Here is a 19,694-nt window from a genome sequence, read left to right as displayed (position 1 = left end):
GGGCCTTGCATTCATCGGCAAATTACGATGATCTGCTGTCCAACACCTGAAATCAGAAGATTGGAGTCCTCATGACCGAGCAGACCAAACCCATCGATCTCTATTATTTTCCCACGCCCAACGGGCATAAGGTCTCGATAATGCTTGAGGAATTGGGCATTCCCTACACTGTTCACCCAATCCATATCGGCAAGGGCGATCAGTTCCGCCCGGACTTCCTGGCCATTTCGCCCAACAACAAGATTCCCGCAATTCTCGACCCCGAAGGCCCCGGCGGCGCGCCGATTTCCGTCTTTGAATCCGGCGCGATCCTCAAGTATCTCGCTGAAAAGTTCGACCGGTTTTATCCCCGTGACCCGCGCGCCAGGGTAGAAGTGGACGAGTGGTTGTTCTGGCAGATGGGTGGTTTTGGCCCGATGCTCGGTCAGAACCATCATTTCAAACAATATGCGCCTGAAAAAATTCAATATGCGATTGATCGCTACGTAAACGAAACGCACCGTCTCTATGGCGTGCTCAACAAGCAACTCGAGGGCCAGGACTACATCGCCGGTGACTATTCCATTGCCGACATGGCTTCTTTGAGCTGGTCGCTGGGTTGGGAAAAGCAGGGGATGGACATAAGTGAATTCCCCAATGTGGCCACCTGGCAGCAGCGCCTAAAGGCGCGCCCGGCCGTCGAGCGCGGCCTGGCCGTCAAGCTCCCCGAGGATCAGCAGATGAACCTTGCCGATGACAAGGAGGCGCAGAAAGTGCTTTTTAATCAACGCGCTAAATAACTAAAAAAGGCGGCGCCACGGGACGCCGCCTTTTTCTAACCTCGCGGGGCCAATTACCAGCCGTTGCGGTCGAACCAGGTATCGACCTCTTTCCGTGCCTCGTCTTTCGACTTTCCGTAGCGCTCCTGAATCTTGCCTTCGAGCTGCTCGCGCTTGCCGCCTATGACATCGAGGTCGTCGTCGGTGAGCTTGCCCCATTGCTCCTTGACCTTGCCGGTGAACTGTTTCCAGTTGCCTTCCATCTGATCGCGATTCATTTTTTTCTCCGTTTTGTTTGCTGCCGTTAAAACGGTTTGGCTGCCACGCCGGTTCCCGTCGTCATCAAATCGCGCCCCGCCCCCTCATTTTCGTCCCTGACGACAAAAACCCCTTGCGCTTCCGAGACATTCCGGGCTACCACCCGCCTCGGAGAGGTGGCCGAGTGGTCGAAGGCGCGCCCCTGCTAAGGGCGTAGGCGGGTAACTGTCTCGAGGGTTCGAATCCCTTCCTCTCCGCCATCATGGCCCCGACCTGCCAGTTCGCCGGCGCCGCGCCCATCGGTCGGGCACTCTTGCACAAATGCATCACCCGCTGCCCAACGCGGGCCTTGAGCACACGAGCCTGCGGCTGGCTCAGGACAAGCAGGTTTCTGCGTGTTAAGAGAACCGACGGGCGCCCGATCCATGAGGCTGCCCTGCACGGGAGTACAAGCGCAGACTTCATGACCCAGCTCGATGAGCCTCAGATCGAGATGTCCGGCGCAGACGGTGTTCTCGTTGCGCGCCTGTCGGGCGCGTGGACCACGCAATGGACCCGGCAGATCCAGTCGCAGATCGAATCAGGCTTTGCGGCGCAGCCCGTGCCGTCCCGTCTCGAGTTCGATCTGGGCGGGGTCACCGCGCTTGATACGGTCGGTGCCTTCCTGCTGGCCCGTCGCCGTGATGAGATGGGGCAGGGCGTTCAAACCGCGATCACAGGTGCTACCGAGGCGCAGGCAGCGCTTCTTGGCCACGTCAATGCCATCGAACCGCACGCGCCCGTGGTCAAGACCAGGCTGCCATGGCTGCTGCGTCCGTTCGACGGGCTGGGTCACATGACCGCCAATGCGCTTGGCGACGTGGTCACCATCCACGCCGTCCTTGGACGCGTTATGGCCGCCGCCGGAGCCACGCTCACCTTTCGCGCGCCGTTCCGCTTTGCGGCGCTGGTCAACCAGCTCGATCTGATCGCCTTTCGCGCCGTGCCCATCGTCATGCTGATTTCGGTGGTGGTCGGCGCCATCATCACACAGCAATCCATTCTCCAGCTCAACAATTTCGGCGTGGCGATCTACGTGGTCGATCTCGCTGCCATTCTCATGCTGCGTGAGGTCGGGCTGTTGCTCGCCGCCATCATGATAGCCGGCCGTTCGGGCTCGGCCATTACCGCCGAGCTGGGATCCATGCGCATGCGGGAGGAGCTCGACGCACTCAAGGTCATGGGCGTTGACCCCTATCAGGTGCTGGTCCTGCCGCGCATCATCGCCCTGTTGATCGGCCTGCCGTTCCTCGCCTTCATTGGCGCGCTCTCGGGGCTGGTGGGCGCCGCCATCGTGGCGCTGGTCTATGGCGGCATTCCGTTCGATATATTTCTCGGACGGCTGCAGGATGCGCTCAACATGCAGACTCTCCTTGTCGGCATGGTCAAGGCGCCCTTCATGGCCGTCATCATCGGTTTGGTTGCCACCAACGAGGGCTTCAAGGTCAAGGGCAGCGCCGAATCGCTTGGCCGGCACACAACGGCTTCGGTCGTGCGTTCGATCTTTCTGGTCATCGTCGCCGATGGCCTGTTCGCCATGTTTTTTGCGGCCATAGGGGTTTAGCCATGGTCGATGCGACAACCCCTGATCCCATTATTTCGATCCGCGACCTCGTGGTGGGCTTCGGTGGTCGCAATGTGATTGAAGGCTTCTCGCTCGACGTGCGCAAGGGGGAAGTCCTCGGCATCATCGGACCGTCCGGCTCGGGAAAATCGGTGACGTTGCGCGCTCTTATCGGCCTATTGCCAAAGCGCGCCGGCACAATAGAGGTCTTCGGCCAGGATTATGCCCGACTGTCCTCACGGGACCGCGTGGCCGTCGAACGTCGTTGGGGCGTCCTGTTCCAGCAGGGAGCGCTGTTTTCGTCGCTGACCGTACTCGAAAACGTCGAATTCCCGATGCGCGAGCATTTCGATATTCCCAGAAAACTGCGGCGCGATATCGCCCGCTTCAAGATCGATCTCGTCGGCCTCAGCCCCGAAGCGGAAAATCTCTATCCTGCCGAATTGTCGGGCGGCATGATAAAACGCGCCGCCCTGGCGCGCGCCCTGGCGCTCGATCCCGACGTCATTTTCCTCGACGAACCCACAGCAGGGCTCGACCCGATAGGCGCCGCCCGGTTCGATGAACTTGTGTTGAGCCTCAAGACCGCACTCGGGCTTACCGTCTATATGGTGACCCACGACCTCGACAGCCTTGTAACGGTCTGCGACCGTATCGCCGCCTTGGGGCGGGGCAAACTGTTGCAGGTGGGCACGCTCGCCCAGCTGCAGGCGTCAGATGACCCCTGGCTCGTCGACTACTTCCACGGCCCGCGTGCCGAGCACCATCTGGAGCAGAACTGAACCATGGAAAACAAGGCAAATTACGCCGTCGTCGGCGCCTTTGTGACCCTGGTCATCGCCGGGTTCATGGGCTTTGTCTATTGGTTCTCTATTGCCGACCAGGTCAGCGAGCGCGCCGCCTATCGCATCGTCTTCGATGGCGCCGTAACCGGGCTGGCACCGGGCACGAACGTGCTTTTCAACGGCCTGCCGGTCGGCACCGTCGAGGCGGTTTCGATTAATCCCGAAGACCCCAGTCAGGTGCTGGCCCGAATTGGCGTGGAAGCCAACGCGCCCGTGATGAACGATACCCGCGCCATACTCGAGGTGCAGGGCCTGACCGGCTTTGCCAATATCCAGCTTCTCGGCGGCACGCTCGAAGCTGGCCGGCTCGAGCCGCAACCGGGCCAGACTATAGCTGTGATGCGCGGCGAAGCATCCGATTTCCAGCTGATAATGGAGGGCGCCCGCGACATCATCGCCAACGCCGAATCCACCTTCGAGCGCATCGACGCCTTCTTTGCCGCCAATGAACAGCGCCTGACCTCAACCCTCACCAGCATCGACGATCTATCGAGCGGTCTCGCCAACCTCGTGGCGGGCGCCGGCGACGGGTCCGATTTCGACGCCGTGGTTTCCAACGTCAGCACGGCGCTGGAGAGCGCCACGGCAACGCTTTCGGAACTTGAACTTCTGGTCGCCGAGAACCGCCAAAGCCTCACGGCGACCATCGCCAATGCCGAGACCTTTTCGGCGGCGCTGGCCTCCAATTCCGAAGGCGTGAACGGGTTTCTGGCTTCGATGACGGCGACCAGCGAACGCATTGGTCCGCTGGCTGACGAGTTGCGCGATCTGACCGTTCAGGTTCGCGAAATCGTAGCGGCCATTCCGCCCGAGGACGTCCGCTCGACTGTCTCCGACATCGGCGCGTTCGCCCAGACGCTGGCCAACAACACCGAGAACATTCAGGGCTTTTTCGACGATGCGCGCGCCCTCGCCACCAATCTTTCGGGCGTTTCCGACGGACTGCAGGGCACGCTCGATCTGATCGACCGGGCTTCGGCCGCCGTCGATCCGGACGTTATTGCCCGCGCCATGGATAATATCGATTCCTTTGCGACCGCCCTGGGCAACAACGCCGTCAACGTCGACCAAATTCTCTCCAATACGCGCACCTTCACCGAAACCCTCGGCAATGCCACCGAGCGCGCCGATACCATCATCGCCCGCATCGACGGCATGATTACGACCGAGGACGGTCGCATGCTGTTCGAGGAGTTCGGCGCTACGGCAACCGCGCTGCGCCAGCTTATCGACCGTGTAGACGGCATGGTCGCCTCCGAGGATGGCCAGTCGCTGTTTGCAGACTTCAGCGCCGCCGCTACCTCGATCCGGGAACTGTCCGACACGCTCAATTCGGTTGCAGCGTCACCCGAAGGGCAGCGGGTAATCGCCGATATCGCTACGGCAGCCAACTCGATCGAGAGCCTCGCCAACGCCCTTGACGAGCGAACGCTGGCCATTTCGAACGGGCTAATCACATTCACCAACAACGGGCTGGGCTCCTACACCACTCTCGCCAACGAGGCGGTACGGAGCCTTGAGCTGTTCAACCGCGTTATGCGACAAATCGAGCGCAATCCGCAGTCGCTGGTCTTCGGTGGAGAAACCGTGCGAGATTTTACGCCGTAACAACAGCGTTCCCAGCTGGAGCCTTCACCGCTTTGAAGGTCGGGAGCGCAGACAGAACAAGAATCAAGGACGAGCCAGATGTCTGCTAAAATCGGCCGCCGCGCTTTTCTATCGATGTCTGCCATCGGCCTTACATCCGCGCTGAGCGGATGCCTTGGTCTGGGCGCCGTCGCGCCAGTCACTTACGACCTGACGCCGGGAGCGCCCGCACCGGTTGCCGCTCGGAGCAACCGCACCATCGTTGTGCGCGAGCCATCGACCATTTCGACTTACGATACCCAGCGCATCGTGGTGCGTCAGCCGGGGGGCGTGTTGAGTTATCTCAGTGACTCCCAGTGGTCCGATACTTTGCCCATGCTGGTTCAGACGCGCATGCTGCAATCGTTCCGTGATGCCGGTGTTACCAATATAGGCAGGCCGACCGACCCCATCGCGCTCGATGTAATCCTGTCCACCGATATCAGGGCTTTCGAACTCGATACGACTGCCGGGGGTGCCATGGCGCGCGTGGCGCTGGCCGTCCAACTGGTCAGCGACCGCAGCCGCACCGTGGTCGCCAGCCAGACCTTCAGCGCCGATGTTCCGTCTTCATCACTTGACCAGGTCAATGTGGTCGCTGCCCTCAATAGCGCCCTCGACGCCATTCTGCGGCAGATTGTGCAATGGACCGCCGTCCGCATCTGAGCGGAAAACTTATGTCCTTGGACGATTTGCGGGGTTGTAAAAAGACCCCGTGGACAATAAATCATACTTAATCTTGGCGGTTTTGCAGCCACCATCCACCCCCATTTTCGGAGATTTTCCATGAGTTTCACGCCATCCGGCAAGCATCTGATCGCGGGCGAATGGGTTGATGGCGCCGGAACGTTCGCGTCCGAACCCGCATCGGGTTCGAGCCATCAGTTTGCCGTGGGTACGCCCGAACTTGTCGATCGCGCCGCCAGGGCGGCCGAAGAGGCTTTTTGGTCCTATGGCTATTCCTCGCGCGAAGACCGCGCCAAATTTCTCAACCTGATCGCCGACGAGATCGAAGCGCGCGGCGCCGACATCACCGAAATCGGTACTCAGGAAACCGGGCTCCCGGCAGTTCGCCTTGAAGGTGAGCGTGGTCGCACCACCGGACAGTTGCGCCTGTTCGCCAGCCACATTCTTGCCGGCGATTATCTCGACCGCCGCCATGATGAAGCGCTGCCCGATCGCAAGCCTGCGCCCCGTCCGGACCTGAAAATGGTTCAGCGCCCCATCGGCCCGGTCGCCGTGTTCGGCGCTTCTAATTTCCCGTTGGCCTTTTCGACCGCCGGCGGCGATACGGCGGCGGCGCTGGCAGCGGGTTGCCCGGTCGTGGTCAAGGGCCATGGCGCCCATCCGGGCACGGGCGAGATCGTCGCCCAGGCCATCGATGCGGCGCGGCAGAAGCTGAACCTGCACCCCGGCGTATTCTCGCTTGTCCAGGGCGGCGACCGCACGGTCGGCCAGGCGCTGGTCCAGCACCCCGATATCAAGGCCGTCGGCTTTACTGGCTCGCTTGGCGGGGGCAGGGCGCTGTTCGACCTGTGCGCCGCGCGCCCCGAACCCATCCCGTTCTTTGGCGAGCTCGGCTCGGTCAACCCCATGTTCGTTCTGCCCGAAGCGCTCAAGGCGCGGGCCGAAGACATGGGCAGGGGCTGGGCCGGATCGCTTTCGATGGGTGCCGGCCAGTTCTGCACCAATCCCGGTATTGCCGTTGTGATCGCGGGTGATGACGCAAAAACCTTTGTCGGGACTGCCAAGGCAGCCCTCTCCGAAGTCGGGCCCCAGACCATGCTGACCGACGGCATTGCCAGGGCCTATCGCGACGGAAGGGATCGCATTGCCGCGTCGCAGGGCGTTCAGGAGCTTCTGACTTCGACCTGCGACCTGCGCAATGCCACGCCCTATCTGTTCGAGACCGATGGCGACACCTGGCTGGCCAATCACGATCTCGGCGAAGAAGTGTTCGGGCCACTCGGTCTTGTCGTCACCGTCAAGGACGAAGACCAGATGCGCGACATCGCCAAATCGCTGCAGGGTCAGTTGACCTGCACCATCCACATGGATGCAGGCGATACGGAGCTGGGCCGTTCGCTGATGCCCATTCTCGAGCGGAAAGCGGGCCGGGTTCTGGCCAACGGCTTTCCGACCGGCGTGGAAGTTGCCGACGCCATGGTGCATGGCGGGCCATACCCTGCCTCCACGAACTTTGGAGCCACCTCCGTCGGCACCCTCTCCATCCGCCGCTTCCTGCGGCCCGTCAGCTATCAGAACATCCCCGACGCTCTGCTGCCGGCAGATCTTCAGGGGTAGGTATAGCCCACGATCCGGAGCCTCAGCCGCTCCGGATCGATTTCCCGGGAAAATCCAAAATTTCGCCCTCGCGCCGTTTCTTCCCGCGTTCCCACCGTTTCATCGCCCTGTTTAGCACACTGGCGGATAACGGGGATAAACGGCGCCGGTTCCGCTCAGACGGGCAGGGGGACCAACTCGCTGCCGATATAGGCTACGATCAATTTCGTCAGTTCTTCCAGTGACTTGATGTGCGTCCGCTCCCAACCATGCGAGGAATCGAGGGAAAAGCAGATCAGCCCGACCCGCAGATCCCAGCCCGCGTCGATGGCTGCGGCGCTGTCGGAGCGGTAGGAGCGGAAGGTGTCGCGCTCGTGGGCGATATCGTTGGCCTGCGCCAGCGCCAGAAGATGCCTGGTGATGGGCAGGTCGAAGGGGCCGGTCCGGTCGCGAAAAGCGATGGTCGCGGCCCCGTCACGGGTGGTCTGTCCGGGCCCCGTGACGCCGTTATCGACGGCCACAAGTTCTTGAACCTGCTCACCAAATCCGTGCGTCCCCCCGATGCCGACTTCCTCGGAAATGGTGAACATGACCTGGGCGGGAACGGCAGGTGAAATGGCCTCATCGGAGAGGTGTTTGAGGGCCGCGAGCAGGCAGGCAACGCCTGCCTTGTCGTCGAGATGACGCGAGACGATGAAGCCGTTTTCGAGGAATTCGGGCTGCGCATCGATGGCGACAACATCGCCAACATTGACGCCAAAGGGTGTGGACTTGTCCTCTCGGTGACCCAAGATTGCGAAACTTTGCGGAAATATTCCTGAGCCGTCGGGAAACGCATCGATTCGCACTTCCAGATTGTCCCAATCGGACGGCTGGGTATCGACTTCGGTGTTGAACAGGTGTCCCGATGCCTTGAGCGGCAAAATGGTGCCGCGCAACTCGCCGGTGTCGGTAAAGATCGTGCAGCGCGCTCCTTCGGCGAACCGGGCCGCCCATGTTCCGGTGTTGCGAAGCTTGGGGCGGCCATTGGGATGAAATCCGGTGACCATGGCCCCGAGCGTATCGATGTGGGCGGCCAGCGCGCGTTTGGGCTCGCCCTGGCCGATGGTGACGCTGAGAACGCCGCGTCTTGTGTAGCTGACGCGGTAGCCCATGGTTTCGAGCCAGGCCGCGACCTTGACTGCCGCGCGCTCGGTCATGCCGACCGGCGAGGGGGTGTTGACGAGGTCCTCCAGGCAGCGCTGGAGGTATCCGGTGTCGATCATTTAATGCTCTTCTTGCGTTTCCCGGTGTGCCCGCGGGCTACGGGGTCGTGAAGGAAATCGCCTGTCAGCTCAGCCTGCAGGTCGAGCATGGAACGTTCGGCATAGGCCATATGATCCGACATGATCCTGTGAACGCCATCGGCGTCGCCGGCCTGCATCGCGGCAATCATCTTGCGCTGGTACTCGATCCCCTCGGCGCGCAGCACGGGCTTGGGCTGGACATAGATGTCGCGCGCCACGGCAAGGTCCTTGAGCAACCGCTGCAGGAAACGGCAGGAAAAGGCGAGCAGCGCGTTGTCGGCATATTCGGCGACCACTGCATGGAAATCGAGTTCGGCCATGCGCTGGTCCCAGCGTTCCTGCGCGTCGGCGGGTTCGTGATCGTAGATCGCGATGATGGCGTCGAGCCGGGCGTAGGCCTTGGCGTCCATGTTGGTCATGGCGCTGACCGCGACCAGCGGCTCGAGCACCTTGCGCAGGGCGTAGATGTCTCCAATCGTCACCGTCTTGGCGAACAGATAGTTCGACAGCAGGCTCATCGCCCGGTTTTCCGACATGGTGTCGATAAACGCCCCACCGCCCGGCCCGGTGCGGGTGCGGATCAACCCCTGGACCTCAAGCGATTTGAGCGCCTCGCGGATCGTCCCCTTGGAGGCTGCGTACTGCTCCATCAACTCGCGCTCCTGGGGCAGCCGGTCTCCCGGCTGCAGCCCGTGCTCGATAATGGTTTTTTTGATGGCGTCGACGATCTCGTCGGTGCGTTTGCGGCGGAGGGGGGCAGGAGTGTCGAGGGCGGTCATATCTTTTGCTCCACCCGCCACCCGGTCACCCCGGCAGTACACGCAGGCCTGGCGGCTGAAACGCAGGCGCTGCCGGTTACTGGGTCCCGGGTCTTCGCCCGGGATGACGGCGGTGGGGAGGACAGGATGATGGCAGGCATGGGGACTGTAGAGAACATCTTACTGAGCGGCTGCGGCCAGCTTGGGCGCGCTGGCGATCAACTCCCTTGTATAGTCGTGTCCCGGCGCGGCAAACAGTTTCTCGGCGGTATCGAGTTCGACCATCTCGCCCAGATACATGACCCCGACCCGGTCCGACACCGATTCCACCACCGCAAGGTCGTGGCTGATAAACAGGTAGGACAGGCCGAACTCGCGTTTGAGATCGTCGAGCAGCAGAAGGACCTGCGCCTGTACCGAAACATCGAGGGCCGAAACGGGTTCGTCCAGAACCATGATTTTCGCTTCCGCCGCCAGGGCGCGGGCGATGGCGATGCGCTGGGCCTGGCCACCGGAAAATTCGTGCGGGTAACGCTCCAGCGTGTCCTTGGGCATCTGCACGGCGTCGAGCAGTTCACGCTTTCGCGCCTTGCGTTTTTCGGCATTATGGCCGCGCAACAAATTGAGCGGCACATCAAGAATCCTGTCTATCGTCTTGCGCGGATTCAACGAAGCGACAGGGTCCTGGAACACATACTGGATCATCTGCCCGAAGGCGCGCGATCCTTCCGCGCGCAACGCGGCGTAATCCTTGCCGCCGATTTCGATGGAACCGGAGGTTGGTGTTTCAAGACCGACCAGCATGCGCGCGATTGTCGATTTGCCCGAACCGCTCTCGCCCACGATGGCCAGTGTTTCGCCTTGCCTTAGCTCGAACGAGACGCCCTTGACGGCCTGAACCTCGTGGCTCTTGCCGCCGAACAGGGTGCGATTGCCCCCGAAGGTCTTGGTCAGATCATTTACGACGATGGCATTGCTCATGGCTTGGCCTCCGCAAAAAGGGGTCGCACGGTGGCGAGGAAATCCTTGCCCTTGCCCAGCTCGGGCACGCAGGCGATAAGCTTTTTGGTGTAATCGTGCTGGGGATCGCGCAGCACGTCGAGCGTCGTGCCGCTTTCAACGATGACCCCATCCTTCATTACGGCGACGCGATCGCACACCTCGGCGACAACCCCGAAATCATGGGTGATGAGCAACAGCGCCATGCCGCGCTCGCGGCGCAAATTCTGCAGCAATTCGAGGATTTTGGCCTGCACAGTAACGTCCAGCGCCGTTGTCGGTTCGTCGGCGATGATGATGTCGGGATCGTTGGCCAGGGCCATGGCGATGCCGATGCGCTGGCGCTGCCCACCACTCATTTCGTGCGGGAAGGCATCGACGCGGCTGGCCGCATCGCGGATACCCACCTGCTCCATCAAGTCGATGGCGCGCTTTTTCGCTTCGGCCTTGCCAACCGGCTGGTGGGTGGTGATGGCTTCGGCGATCTGCTCGCCGACCTTGTAGAGCGGATGAAGCGTGGTCAGCGGGTCCTGAAACACATAGGCCACTTTCGCACCGCGCAAGGCCCTGATGCCGCTTTCCGAGCGCGAGAACACGTCCTCTCCTTCAATGGAAACCGAACCGGCGGTGATGATACCCGGCGGAGAGGCGACGAGCCCGAGCAGCGACAGCGCGGTGACGGACTTGCCCGACCCGGATTCCCCGATCAGCCCCATGCACTCGCCCTTGTCGAGGGTGAAGGAAATGTCCCTGACCGCCGGGATTGTGGCACGGCCGCGCTGGAAGCTGGTTTCGAGATTGCGAACATCGAGAATGGCGCCTACGCCCTTAACAGGGGTGGCGGCTTTCTTGCGCTCGATCCGGGTCACCGCAAGCGGGCGGGTGAGATCGCCGGCCCGAAGGCGCGGGTCGAGCACGTCGCGGACGCCGTCGCCCAAAAGATTGATGCTCATGACGATGGCAAAGATCATCAGACCGGGAATGATCGACACATGGGGCGCATTGAACAACAGGCGCCGGCCCTCGCCGAGCATGGAGCCCAGATCGGACTGGGGCGGTTGCGCTCCAAGCCCGAGGAACGAAAGCCCGGCCGTTTCAAGGATCATCCAGCCCACGGTAGTCGACATGGTGATGACGATCACCGGCAACACATTGGGCAGCACCTCGGAAAACAGGATCGCCGTGTGCGATTTGCCCGAAAGCCGGGCCGCATCGACGAATTCGCGGCTGGCCAGTCCCACGGTGATGCCGCGCACGTTGCGGGCAAAGAAGGGGATGTTGACGACCGCAATGGCATAGAGCGCGTTGAGCAGCCCCGGCCCGAGCACGGCGACGATGGCCAGCGCCAGAAGGATATAGGGGAAGGCCATGAGCATATCGATGCCGCGCATCAATATGTTGTCGGTAACCCCGCGGGCGTAGCCTGAAACCAGCCCGATCAGCGAGCCGATCAGCGCCGCGATCAGCGTGGCGGAAAGGCCCACGGCGATCGACACCCGCGAACCCCAGATGAGCCGGGAGAGAATATCGCGCCCCAGATGGTCGGTGCCCAGCAGATGACCGTCCGAAAAGATCGGCTGCAGCCGGTTGGCGGGCAGGGTGGCGTCGGGGTCGGGAATGGGCAGGAAGGGCGCGAGCAGGGCCATGGCCCCGATCAGGGCGAGGACGACGAGCCCGCCGGCCGCCAGCCGGTTGTTGAGCAGAAGGCTCCAGCTCGAAAGCCGGGCCGAGGAGGGAGCATTGTCTGCGGTCGCGACTGCCTGGGTCATGTCTTGAGCCTCGGGTCCAGAATGGCCTGCGCCACGTCGGCGAGAAGGTTGATGAGGACGTAGGTGACGGCAACCACCAGCACGCCGCCCTGCACTAAAAGGATGTCGCGGGTTGATATGGCGTTGACCAGCATCGCCCCGATACCGGGCCACTGGAACACTGTCTCGATATAGACCGCGCCGCCCATGACGAACCCGGCCTGAATGCCGATGACCGGAATGATCGAAACCAGCGCCGCCTTGAAAGCGTGGCGGTAGATCACGGCGCGCTCGTTGAGGCCCTTGGCGCGGGCGGTGCGCACGAAATCCTGCCGCAACACTTCGAGCATGGCCGCACGGGTGAGCCGCGCGATGACGCCGGTGGCGACAATGGCCAGGGTGGTAGCGGGCAGGATCAGATGGATCAGAAGGTCGGGCAGGTCGCCCCCGCCATAGACCGCATACATGCCCGAAGCGGGCAGAACGCGCCATTGCACGGCGAACAGCAAGATGAAGATCAGGCCCAGCCAGAAGGCGGGGGTGGAAATGCCGATGAGGACAAAGAAGGTCACGATCCGATCGGTCCAGCCGAACTGGCGTACGGCGGAGACGACACCGGCGAAAATGCCAAGGATCGAGCACAGGACCAGCGATGCCCCGGCCAGGATCAGCGTGGCGCCGAACCGTTCGAGCACCTCATCGATCACCGGGCGGTTGAGAATGAACGAGCGTCCGAAATCGCCCTGCATCATGTTGCCGACCCAGACGAAATACTGCTCCCAGACCGGGCGGTCCAGCCCGAGCTCGCGATTGATGCGGGCGACGTTTTCCGGGGTTGCGTAGGAGCCGAGAATGGCCAGCGCCGGGTCGCCAGGGATCAGCGCCATGATCCCGAACACGATCACCGACAGCCCGATGATGACGGGAATGGCCGAGACGAGGCGTTTGAGGATATAGCCGGGCATATCTGCGTTTCCTCTCTTGCGGCGGGGCTCGTTTCGTTGGGGAAGCGAGGGGGGCTTCATTTTTCCCCTTGGTCACCCCGGCCTTGAGCCGGGGTCCAGTACGCGGCAGCGCTTGTGGATTAGCACGAAGTCTGCCGGGTACGGGGTCCCGGGTCTTCGCCCGGGATGACGGCGGTGGGTGGGCGAGCGGTGGGGTGGGGCCGCAAGCGCCTGGCCGGCAGCCCCGCCCCAAAGCCGCTACTGCTTGGTCACGCTACGCAAGAGCAGGTTGAAGTCCGGCTGGAGCTCGAACCCTTGCACGTTGGCGGTGGACACTGCGTTCTGCTTCCAGTTGGCAACGAAGATCCAGGGCGCGTCGTCATGGACGACCTGCTGGACGTCGCGATAGAGCGCGGCGCGGGTTTCCGGATCGGTTTCCATGCGGGCCTGATCGAGCATTTCGTCCACATCGACATTGGAATAATAGCTCGAATTGAACCCGCCTTCCTCGGGCCATGCGGCGGTGCGCAGGGTGAGGAAGGGCAGCGTATCGGGATCGGTGGTCATCCAGGCCATTTCGGCCATGTCCGCCTTGCCCTCAAGGCCCGGGTTCACATTGGCAAGGAAAGTGTTCCACTCATAGGTCTCGATTTCCACGTCGAAGCCGACGGCTTCGAGATCGGCCTGGATGGCGGTGCCCATCGGAATGGGATCGAGCATGCCCGACCCGCCCTCGGTGACATAGAACGTGACCGAAAGGTCTTCGACCCCGGATTCCTCGAGCAGTTGCTGGGCCATTTCCGGATCGTAAGGGTAGGGCTGGACGCTCTCGTTGTAGGCCCAGGCGAAAGCCGGCGGGATCGGGCCGGCGGAAACATCGGCGGTGCCCGAAAGCACGTCGTTGACCAGCGTTTCCTTGTTGACCGCGTAATTGGCGGCCTGGCGCACCAAAGGATCGGCGAACGGGCCCTCCTTGGCGTTGAGCATCACGTACCATGTGTGCGGACCGACGGCGTCATAGACCGTAAAGCCGGGGTCCTCGGCGAACATCGAGACGTTGTCGGGGGGCACTTCCACCATGATGTCGATGCCGCCCGAAAGCATTTCGGCAACACGGGTGTTGGCGTCGGTGATCGGGCGGAAGACGACGGTCTCCATGCCGGCCGGCTCGCCCCAGTAATCGTCGTTGCGCGAAACGACGACGCGGGTGTTGGACTGCCATTCCTCGAACTTGAACGGGCCCGTGCCCACAGGATTGCGCCCGAAATCCTCGCCATGTTCGGCGACGGCGGTCGGGGACACGATGACGCCGGTGTTGGTGGCGAGGTTGGTCATGAACGGCGCAAACGGGGTGCCGAGGGTAAATTCGACGGTGTAGTCGTCAAGCACCTCCACCGAAGTGACGTCGGCGAAGTTGAACGAAAGCGGGAAGGGGCCGGTTTCGTAATAGGGGTGGTTTTCGTCGAGCATGCGATCGAAGGTGAACTTGACCGCCTCGGCGTTGAAGGGCGTGCCGTCGTGGAAGGTCACGTCGTCGCGCAGATTGAAGGTATAGATCAGCCCGTCATCGGAAATGGTCCAGTCCGTCGCCAGCGCCGGCTCGACTTCGAGCGTGCCTTCGGCAAAGCGCACGAGACCTTCAAATACGTTGGTCAGGATGCGGAAATCGTTGGCGGCGGTGGAAACCTGCGGATCGAGCGTTTGCGGCTCGGCGATCTGGCCGACGATCAGCACATTGGGCGGGGTCTGGGCGAGGACCGGCGATGCGGCCAGCATTGCGGCGATCGCGGCCCCGGCGAGTAGTTTTTTCATGACAACCTCTCCTTTGGAGCGTTCCCAGAAAAAGTGGCTCCCACTTTTTCGGTTCGGGAACGCGATACGGCATTTCTGGCGTTCCCAGAAAAAGTGGCTCCCACTTTTTCGGTTCGGGAACGCGACGACTTAAGAACGATTCCGGATCGTTGTCCGGTTCTGACTTGGCCCCCAGAGCTTGCCTTGGAGGCGCTGGTCTGGAATTAAATTTATCAGCATAAATGGACATGGCAATACATTTATCGCTATAAATTTGCTCAAGGGAGAAAACTTGCCCATGACGTTCTCAATCCTCGCCCATGACCGCGCGACCGGCGCGTTCGGTGTCGCAACGGCGACCGGCGGCCCGGCGGTGGGGTCGCTCGTGCCGCACGCGCGGGCCGGGGTGGGGGCGCTCGCGACCCAGGGCTATACCAACCCGCTCTATGCCCATGACGGGCTGGCGGCGCTCGAGGCCGGGTACGGGGCCGAAGCGGTGGTCTATGCCCTGACCACGGCCGATCCCGAGCGCGACCGGCGGCAAGTGATCGTCATGGACCGCACCGGCGCAACGGCCGGCTGGAGCGGGCAGGGGCTGACCGAAGCGGTGGGCATGCATCTTCAAACCGATCTTGCCATTGCCGGAAATCTCCTTGGCACTACCGATGTCGTCCCGGCCATGGCGCAGGCGTTTTCCCGCGCCGGCGGCTCGCTCGAACTGCGCCTGCTGGCCGCGCTGACCGCGGGCGATTTGGCGGGTGGCGATGCCCGTGGTATCCAGTCGGCGGCGATAAAGACCTATACCGACCAGCCCTATCCAGCCATCGATGTGCGGGTCGACTTTGCCCGCAATCCCCTCGACGAGCTTTCCGCCCTGCTCGAAAGGGTGCGGATCGGCGACTACGCCGATTTCGTCGCGGGCCTGCCGCGGCGCTGAATCCGCTTGCTCGCTTCGCGCCATGCGGCTATGCCTCTTGTGCTGACGGTTCCGCCAAGTAGAGCGCGGATGAAAAGGGAATGCCGGTGCGGATTACCCATAAGGGGCCAATTCCGGAGCTGCCCTCGCAACTGTAAGCGGCGAATCGCAACGCCAGACCACTGACGAAAGTCGGGAAGGGGCGTTGCACCGTCTTCGAGATGAAGACTATGCCGCGAGCCAGGAGACCTGCCGCCTGCAACAGACCAACAAGCCGGACGAGGTGTGCCGGCAGGGGGCAGGTATGGATTTTTACGCAGCGCGTCCGCTGACACAAAGCCCACCGCCTTCTCGCAAGAGAAGGTCGGGTTATGGCACCTGACGCAGTAGTTTTTCTGATTTCGCAGCCCTATTTGCAGGGCAAGCGCTTCAAGGCGCTTCAGGCATCGCTCACGAGGGCCTGCCCGATCCCGTGCGCCATCGTTCGCATGGAAGGCCGCGAGGCCGGGCCGATGTCGGCGCTCGACACGCTGGTGGGCGAGGGCGCGCGAAATATCCTCGTTCAGCCGGTCGGCATCCCCTTTTCCGACAGTCTTTTGGCCTGGTTGCCCGGCGCGCTGGCCCATTGGCGGCGCCAGCGTGGGTTTGATGGCGGACTGGCGCTGGCCTCCGATCAGAGCGGCGATGAGGCCGTGCTGGCGGCAATCGCCCGGTCCAGCCTCGACAATGCCGCCGAAGCGGCGCCTATCGAGTCCGATCACGGTTCGCTTGGCGGCGCGGGCTGGGACGAGGTGCCGGCGCATCGGCACCACCTACTCGTGTGTACCGGGCCGCGCTGCAATTTCCGGGAAGCCGGGCCGCTCAGGGCCGTTCTTGCAGAGGAACTGACGCGTCAAGGTGTGGCGCGCGACTGTCTGGTGGCCACCACCGGTTGCCTGTTCCCCTGCAACAACGGTCCTGTCGTGGCCCATTACCCGGCCGGACGTTGGTATCGCCTGGCGGACGCCGACGATGTCGCCCGCTTCGTTTCGACCGTTATCAAAAACGGCGAGACGCTCCCCCAATTGATAATCCATGAGGTCTCGCAATGAACTTGCAGCGCATGGCGCTTGCCGTCCCCGTGTCACTGTTGGCCGGATCGGCGTTCGCCCAGACGATTGAAAGCTGCGACACCAGCTTTGCGCTTGAACGAGCGCCGACCCGCGCCATCACGCTCAACCAGCACGCCACCGAAATCATGCTTGCGCTTGGCCTCGAAGACAGGCTGATCGGTACCGCCTATCTCGACGACACGATCCCTGACCAGTGGCTCCAAGCCTACAACACAGTTCCGGTTCTCTCCGAGCGCTACCCGGCCCGTGAGGTGGTGTTGGCCGAAAACCCCGACTTCCTTTTTGCCGGCTTTGCCTCGGCCTTCAACGACACCAATCTGGGGGCCGAAACCGAGTGGCATGACATCGGAATCGGAACCTATGTGGTCAATGCCGAATGCCGCAATCAGCACCCGCCCGATATGCGCATGACCACCGATCCCATCTTCATCGACCTTGAAAGGATTGGCGCGCTGTTCGACGTCGAGGAGGCGGCGGGTGCAAGTGCCACCGATATCCGCACCCGGCTCGATGCGGCGGCAACCGGCGCGCCCGGTGCCGGGCAGACCGCGTTCCTCTTTGATTCGGGCACCGATACTGCATTTTCCGCCGGATGCTGCGGTGCGCCGGGTCTGCTCGTCGAAACGGTCGGCCTCGAAAACATTGCCGGCGATGTCGAGGGCCGCTGGGCCGATCTGGCCTGGGAAACTGTGGCAACTGCCGACCCAGATGTCATCATCCTGATCGAAGCCGAATGGTCGACCGCCGAGGAAAAGCGCACCCACCTGGAAACCGATCCGGTCCTCTCCCAGCTTCGGGCGGTCAAGGAACAGAGCTATGTCGTCGTCCCGTTTTCCGAGACCCTTCTGGGCCTGCGCTTCGTCGATGGTGTGGAACGCCTCGCGGCGGGTCTTGAACAACTGGACTTCAACTAGACCATGAACCGCGCGCCATATGGCGTCACCCTCGGGGTGGCGCTCGTTTTTCTCGTGCTTGCCATGCTGGCCGGTGCCTTCTGGGGAACCGCCGATCTGCCGTGGGATGAGCGCATCCGCGCGCTGCTGCGTTTGCCCGACGCTCAACCCAATTTGCAACTGATCGTCTGGGAGTGGCGCCTGCCACGCGTCATCATGGTGGCGCTGGTCGGCGGGGCGCTGGCGCTTTCGGGCGTCATCATGCAGGCGTTGCTGCGAAATCCGCTGGCCGATCCCTATCTGCTGGGCCTGTCCTCGGGCGCCTCGGCAGCGGCGACCGCCGCAATCGTCTGGCTGCCCGCGACGTTCCTCGCCAGTGTCGGGCTCGACCTGATGGCCTTTTTGGGCGCCATGCTGGCCTTCATGCTGACGCTGGGACTGGCGTTCCAGCCTGGCAGGGGCATGGACAAGTTGGTTCTTATTCTGGCCGGTGTTGCCATATCGCTGTTCTTTTCTTCGGTCTCAGCGTTTTTCATCCACCTTGCCGACCCCCAGGTCACCCGCGAGGCGCTTTCGTTTCTGATGGGCTCTGCCGCCGGCGCGCGCTGGGCCGACATTCCGCCACTGGCCGTCGCCTTGCCGCTCGGGTTGCTGGCCGTTTGGCCGTGCGCGACGATGCTCGATGCGGTGCTGCTGGGCGACGAGCGGGCTGTGGCGCTGGGCGTGCCGCTGCCCGCCCTGCGGCTTGTCCTGCTCGGCCTTGCCGCGCTGCTCACCGGATTGTCGGTGGCGGGGGCCGGGATCGTTGGCTTTGTCGGGCTGATCGTGCCGCATATGGCACGGCTGATGGTCGGCGCGCCTCACAAGCGGCTGGTCCCGCTTGCGGTGATTTTGGGCATGATCGTACTTGTGGTGGTCGATCTGCTGTGCCGCACCGTGCTGGCGCCCGAAGAACTGCCGCTCAGTGTCTTGCTGGCACTGTTTGCCGCGCCGCCTTTCGTTTTCATTCTCAGAAAGGTGCGCCGTGGCCTTTGATCCGATCGTGACCACGATCTCGCTCAAAAAGGGCGAAGCGCAATTGCTCGATGGCGTTTCCCTTGCCCTCGAACGCGGAAAATTCCACGCTCTTCTCGGACCCAATGGTGCGGGCAAATCGAGCCTGATGCGCGTCCTCTATCGTGCCGAATCCGGCAATACCGGAACGGTCCTGCTGGACGGAAAACCCCTAACGGACTGGCCCCGCAAAGCCTATGCCGCGCGGGTCGGGGCGCTGGTCCAGGAGTCGGTGTCGCTGGCCGGGCTGACCCTCTACGAGGTCGTGGCGCTGGGTCTTCTGCCCCTGGCGCTGACCCGCGAACAGGCCGCTTCCCGGTGCAACCAAGCCCTGTCCCTCGTCGGCCTCGCCGGGCGGGCAGGGGAGGATGCCGCCCATCTCTCCGGCGGCGAGCAACAACGCCTGTTTTTCGCGCAAATTCTGGCGCTCGACCCGGAAATCTACATTCTCGATGAGCCCCACAACCATCTCGATTTGCACTACCAGCATGTGCTGCTCGAAGCGGTGAAACGGCGCGGCAAGACTGTGCTGGCCTCGTTCCACGACCTGACCCTTGCCACCCGCTTTTGCGATCGGGCGTTTCTGCTCGATCACGGAAGGCTGGCGGCTTCGGGGACGCTCAGCGAGGTGCTGACGGCGCAAAGACTGGCCGATGTGTACCGGATCGATGCCGAGTTCGCCGATGATGTGATCAGGATCAAGGGCGCCATTACAGCGTAGCCGTAATCGCTTTCTTGCCACCCGATTCCCCTGGTACCCCGGCCTTGAGCCGGGGCCCAGTACACTCAATGCCTGCGATACAAGCACCAGCGCCGCCGGT

18 protein-coding genes, 1 tRNA gene and 1 riboswitch are annotated in these 19,694 nt (G+C 62.5%); of the genes, 12 read left to right on the top strand and 7 right to left on the bottom strand.

Features of this window, described 5'->3' with window-relative positions:
* The first annotated feature begins 71 nt into the window (after window positions 1–71).
* Window positions 72–779 (top strand): glutathione S-transferase N-terminal domain-containing protein, encoded by a 708-nt coding sequence (locus tag ACP148_RS09365; protein WP_421950646.1) that lies wholly within the window; start codon window positions 72–74, stop codon window positions 777–779.
* A 53-nt stretch (window positions 780–832) separates the two neighbouring features.
* On the opposite strand, the gene ACP148_RS09360 is transcribed toward ACP148_RS09365, so the two are convergent.
* Window positions 833–1,036: a CsbD family protein gene (locus ACP148_RS09360; protein WP_421950645.1), complete on the bottom strand. Its 204-nt coding sequence runs from the start codon at window positions 1,034–1,036 to the stop codon at window positions 833–835.
* A 150-nt stretch (window positions 1,037–1,186) separates the two neighbouring features.
* Here ACP148_RS09360 and ACP148_RS09355 point away from each other — a divergent pair.
* The 6 genes from ACP148_RS09355 (at window position 1,187) to ACP148_RS09330 (ending at window position 7,394) form a co-directional block, all read left to right on the top strand.
* Window positions 1,187–1,276 (top strand) — tRNA-Ser (locus ACP148_RS09355).
* Between the two features lie 203 nt (window positions 1,277–1,479).
* Complete coding sequence (locus tag ACP148_RS09350; RefSeq protein ID WP_421950644.1) at window positions 1,480–2,619, top strand: ABC transporter permease; 1,140 nt, start codon at window positions 1,480–1,482, stop codon at window positions 2,617–2,619.
* Between the two features lie 2 nt (window positions 2,620–2,621).
* On the top strand, window positions 2,622–3,401 hold the full coding sequence (locus ACP148_RS09345) for an ABC transporter ATP-binding protein (protein WP_421950643.1): 780 nt from the start codon (window positions 2,622–2,624) through the stop codon (window positions 3,399–3,401).
* A 3-nt stretch (window positions 3,402–3,404) separates the two neighbouring features.
* Entirely contained in the window at window positions 3,405–5,072 is a 1,668-nt protein-coding gene (locus ACP148_RS09340; RefSeq protein WP_425033433.1) for an MlaD family protein, read from the top strand.
* A 78-nt stretch (window positions 5,073–5,150) separates the two neighbouring features.
* The gene (locus ACP148_RS09335) at window positions 5,151–5,756 is read left to right on the top strand and encodes an ABC-type transport auxiliary lipoprotein family protein (protein ID WP_421950641.1); all 606 of its coding nucleotides are present in this window, start codon (window positions 5,151–5,153) and stop codon (window positions 5,754–5,756) included.
* A 120-nt stretch (window positions 5,757–5,876) separates the two neighbouring features.
* Window positions 5,877–7,394, top strand: a complete 1,518-nt coding sequence (locus ACP148_RS09330; protein WP_421950640.1) for an aldehyde dehydrogenase (NADP(+)) — start codon at window positions 5,877–5,879, stop codon at window positions 7,392–7,394.
* A gap of 155 nt (window positions 7,395–7,549) precedes the next feature.
* Here ACP148_RS09330 and ACP148_RS09325 read toward each other — a convergent pair whose 3' ends face one another.
* From ACP148_RS09325 to ACP148_RS09300, 6 genes are all read right to left on the bottom strand, one after another.
* On the bottom strand, window positions 7,550–8,638 hold the full coding sequence (locus ACP148_RS09325; RefSeq protein WP_421950639.1) for an osmoprotectant NAGGN system M42 family peptidase: 1,089 nt from the start codon (window positions 8,636–8,638) through the stop codon (window positions 7,550–7,552).
* Window positions 8,635–9,438, bottom strand: a complete 804-nt coding sequence (locus ACP148_RS09320) for a FadR/GntR family transcriptional regulator (RefSeq protein WP_421950638.1) — start codon at window positions 9,436–9,438, stop codon at window positions 8,635–8,637. The genes ACP148_RS09325 and ACP148_RS09320 overlap by 4 nt, the downstream gene beginning before the upstream one ends.
* A gap of 159 nt (window positions 9,439–9,597) precedes the next feature.
* On the bottom strand, window positions 9,598–10,398 hold the full coding sequence (locus tag ACP148_RS09315; protein ID WP_421950637.1) for an ATP-binding cassette domain-containing protein: 801 nt from the start codon (window positions 10,396–10,398) through the stop codon (window positions 9,598–9,600).
* Window positions 10,395–12,185: a dipeptide/oligopeptide/nickel ABC transporter permease/ATP-binding protein gene (locus ACP148_RS09310; RefSeq protein ID WP_421950636.1), complete on the bottom strand. Its 1,791-nt coding sequence runs from the start codon at window positions 12,183–12,185 to the stop codon at window positions 10,395–10,397. The genes ACP148_RS09315 and ACP148_RS09310 overlap by 4 nt, the downstream gene beginning before the upstream one ends.
* Window positions 12,182–13,129 (bottom strand): ABC transporter permease, encoded by a 948-nt coding sequence (locus ACP148_RS09305; protein WP_421950635.1) that lies wholly within the window; start codon window positions 13,127–13,129, stop codon window positions 12,182–12,184. Before ACP148_RS09305 ends, ACP148_RS09310 begins: the two co-directional genes overlap by 4 nt.
* 237 nt (window positions 13,130–13,366) lie before the next feature.
* Window positions 13,367–14,920 carry an ABC transporter substrate-binding protein gene (locus ACP148_RS09300; RefSeq protein ID WP_421950634.1) on the bottom strand — a complete coding sequence of 518 codons (1,554 nt, stop codon included), beginning with the start codon at window positions 14,918–14,920 and terminating at the stop codon, window positions 13,367–13,369.
* 277 nt (window positions 14,921–15,197) lie between these two features.
* On the opposite strand from ACP148_RS09300, the gene ACP148_RS09295 reads away from it, so the two are divergent.
* The 5 genes from ACP148_RS09295 to ACP148_RS09275 all read left to right on the top strand — a co-directional run bounded on the left by ACP148_RS09295 (window position 15,198) and on the right by ACP148_RS09275 (window position 19,594).
* Window positions 15,198–15,836 carry a DUF1028 domain-containing protein gene (locus ACP148_RS09295; RefSeq protein WP_421950633.1) on the top strand — a complete coding sequence of 213 codons (639 nt, stop codon included), beginning with the start codon at window positions 15,198–15,200 and terminating at the stop codon, window positions 15,834–15,836.
* A 29-nt stretch (window positions 15,837–15,865) separates the two neighbouring features.
* Window positions 15,866–16,086, top strand: a riboswitch (cobalamin riboswitch).
* A 100-nt stretch (window positions 16,087–16,186) separates the two neighbouring features.
* The gene (locus ACP148_RS09290; RefSeq protein WP_421950632.1) at window positions 16,187–16,906 is read left to right on the top strand and encodes a (2Fe-2S) ferredoxin domain-containing protein; all 720 of its coding nucleotides are present in this window, start codon (window positions 16,187–16,189) and stop codon (window positions 16,904–16,906) included.
* Complete coding sequence (locus ACP148_RS09285; protein WP_421950631.1) at window positions 16,903–17,841, top strand: ABC transporter substrate-binding protein; 939 nt, start codon at window positions 16,903–16,905, stop codon at window positions 17,839–17,841. The genes ACP148_RS09290 and ACP148_RS09285 overlap by 4 nt, the downstream gene beginning before the upstream one ends.
* 3 nt (window positions 17,842–17,844) lie before the next feature.
* On the top strand, window positions 17,845–18,855 hold the full coding sequence (locus ACP148_RS09280) for a FecCD family ABC transporter permease (RefSeq protein WP_421950630.1): 1,011 nt from the start codon (window positions 17,845–17,847) through the stop codon (window positions 18,853–18,855).
* Entirely contained in the window at window positions 18,845–19,594 is a 750-nt protein-coding gene (locus ACP148_RS09275) for an ABC transporter ATP-binding protein (protein ID WP_421950629.1), read from the top strand. The genes ACP148_RS09280 and ACP148_RS09275 overlap by 11 nt, the downstream gene beginning before the upstream one ends.
* Window positions 19,595–19,694 lie beyond the last annotated feature (100 nt).

The organism is Pelagibacterium sp. (assembly GCF_965249125.1).
GTDB lineage: Bacteria > Pseudomonadota > Alphaproteobacteria > Rhizobiales > Devosiaceae > Pelagibacterium.
This window is presented reverse-complemented; position numbering and strand designations above follow the sequence as displayed.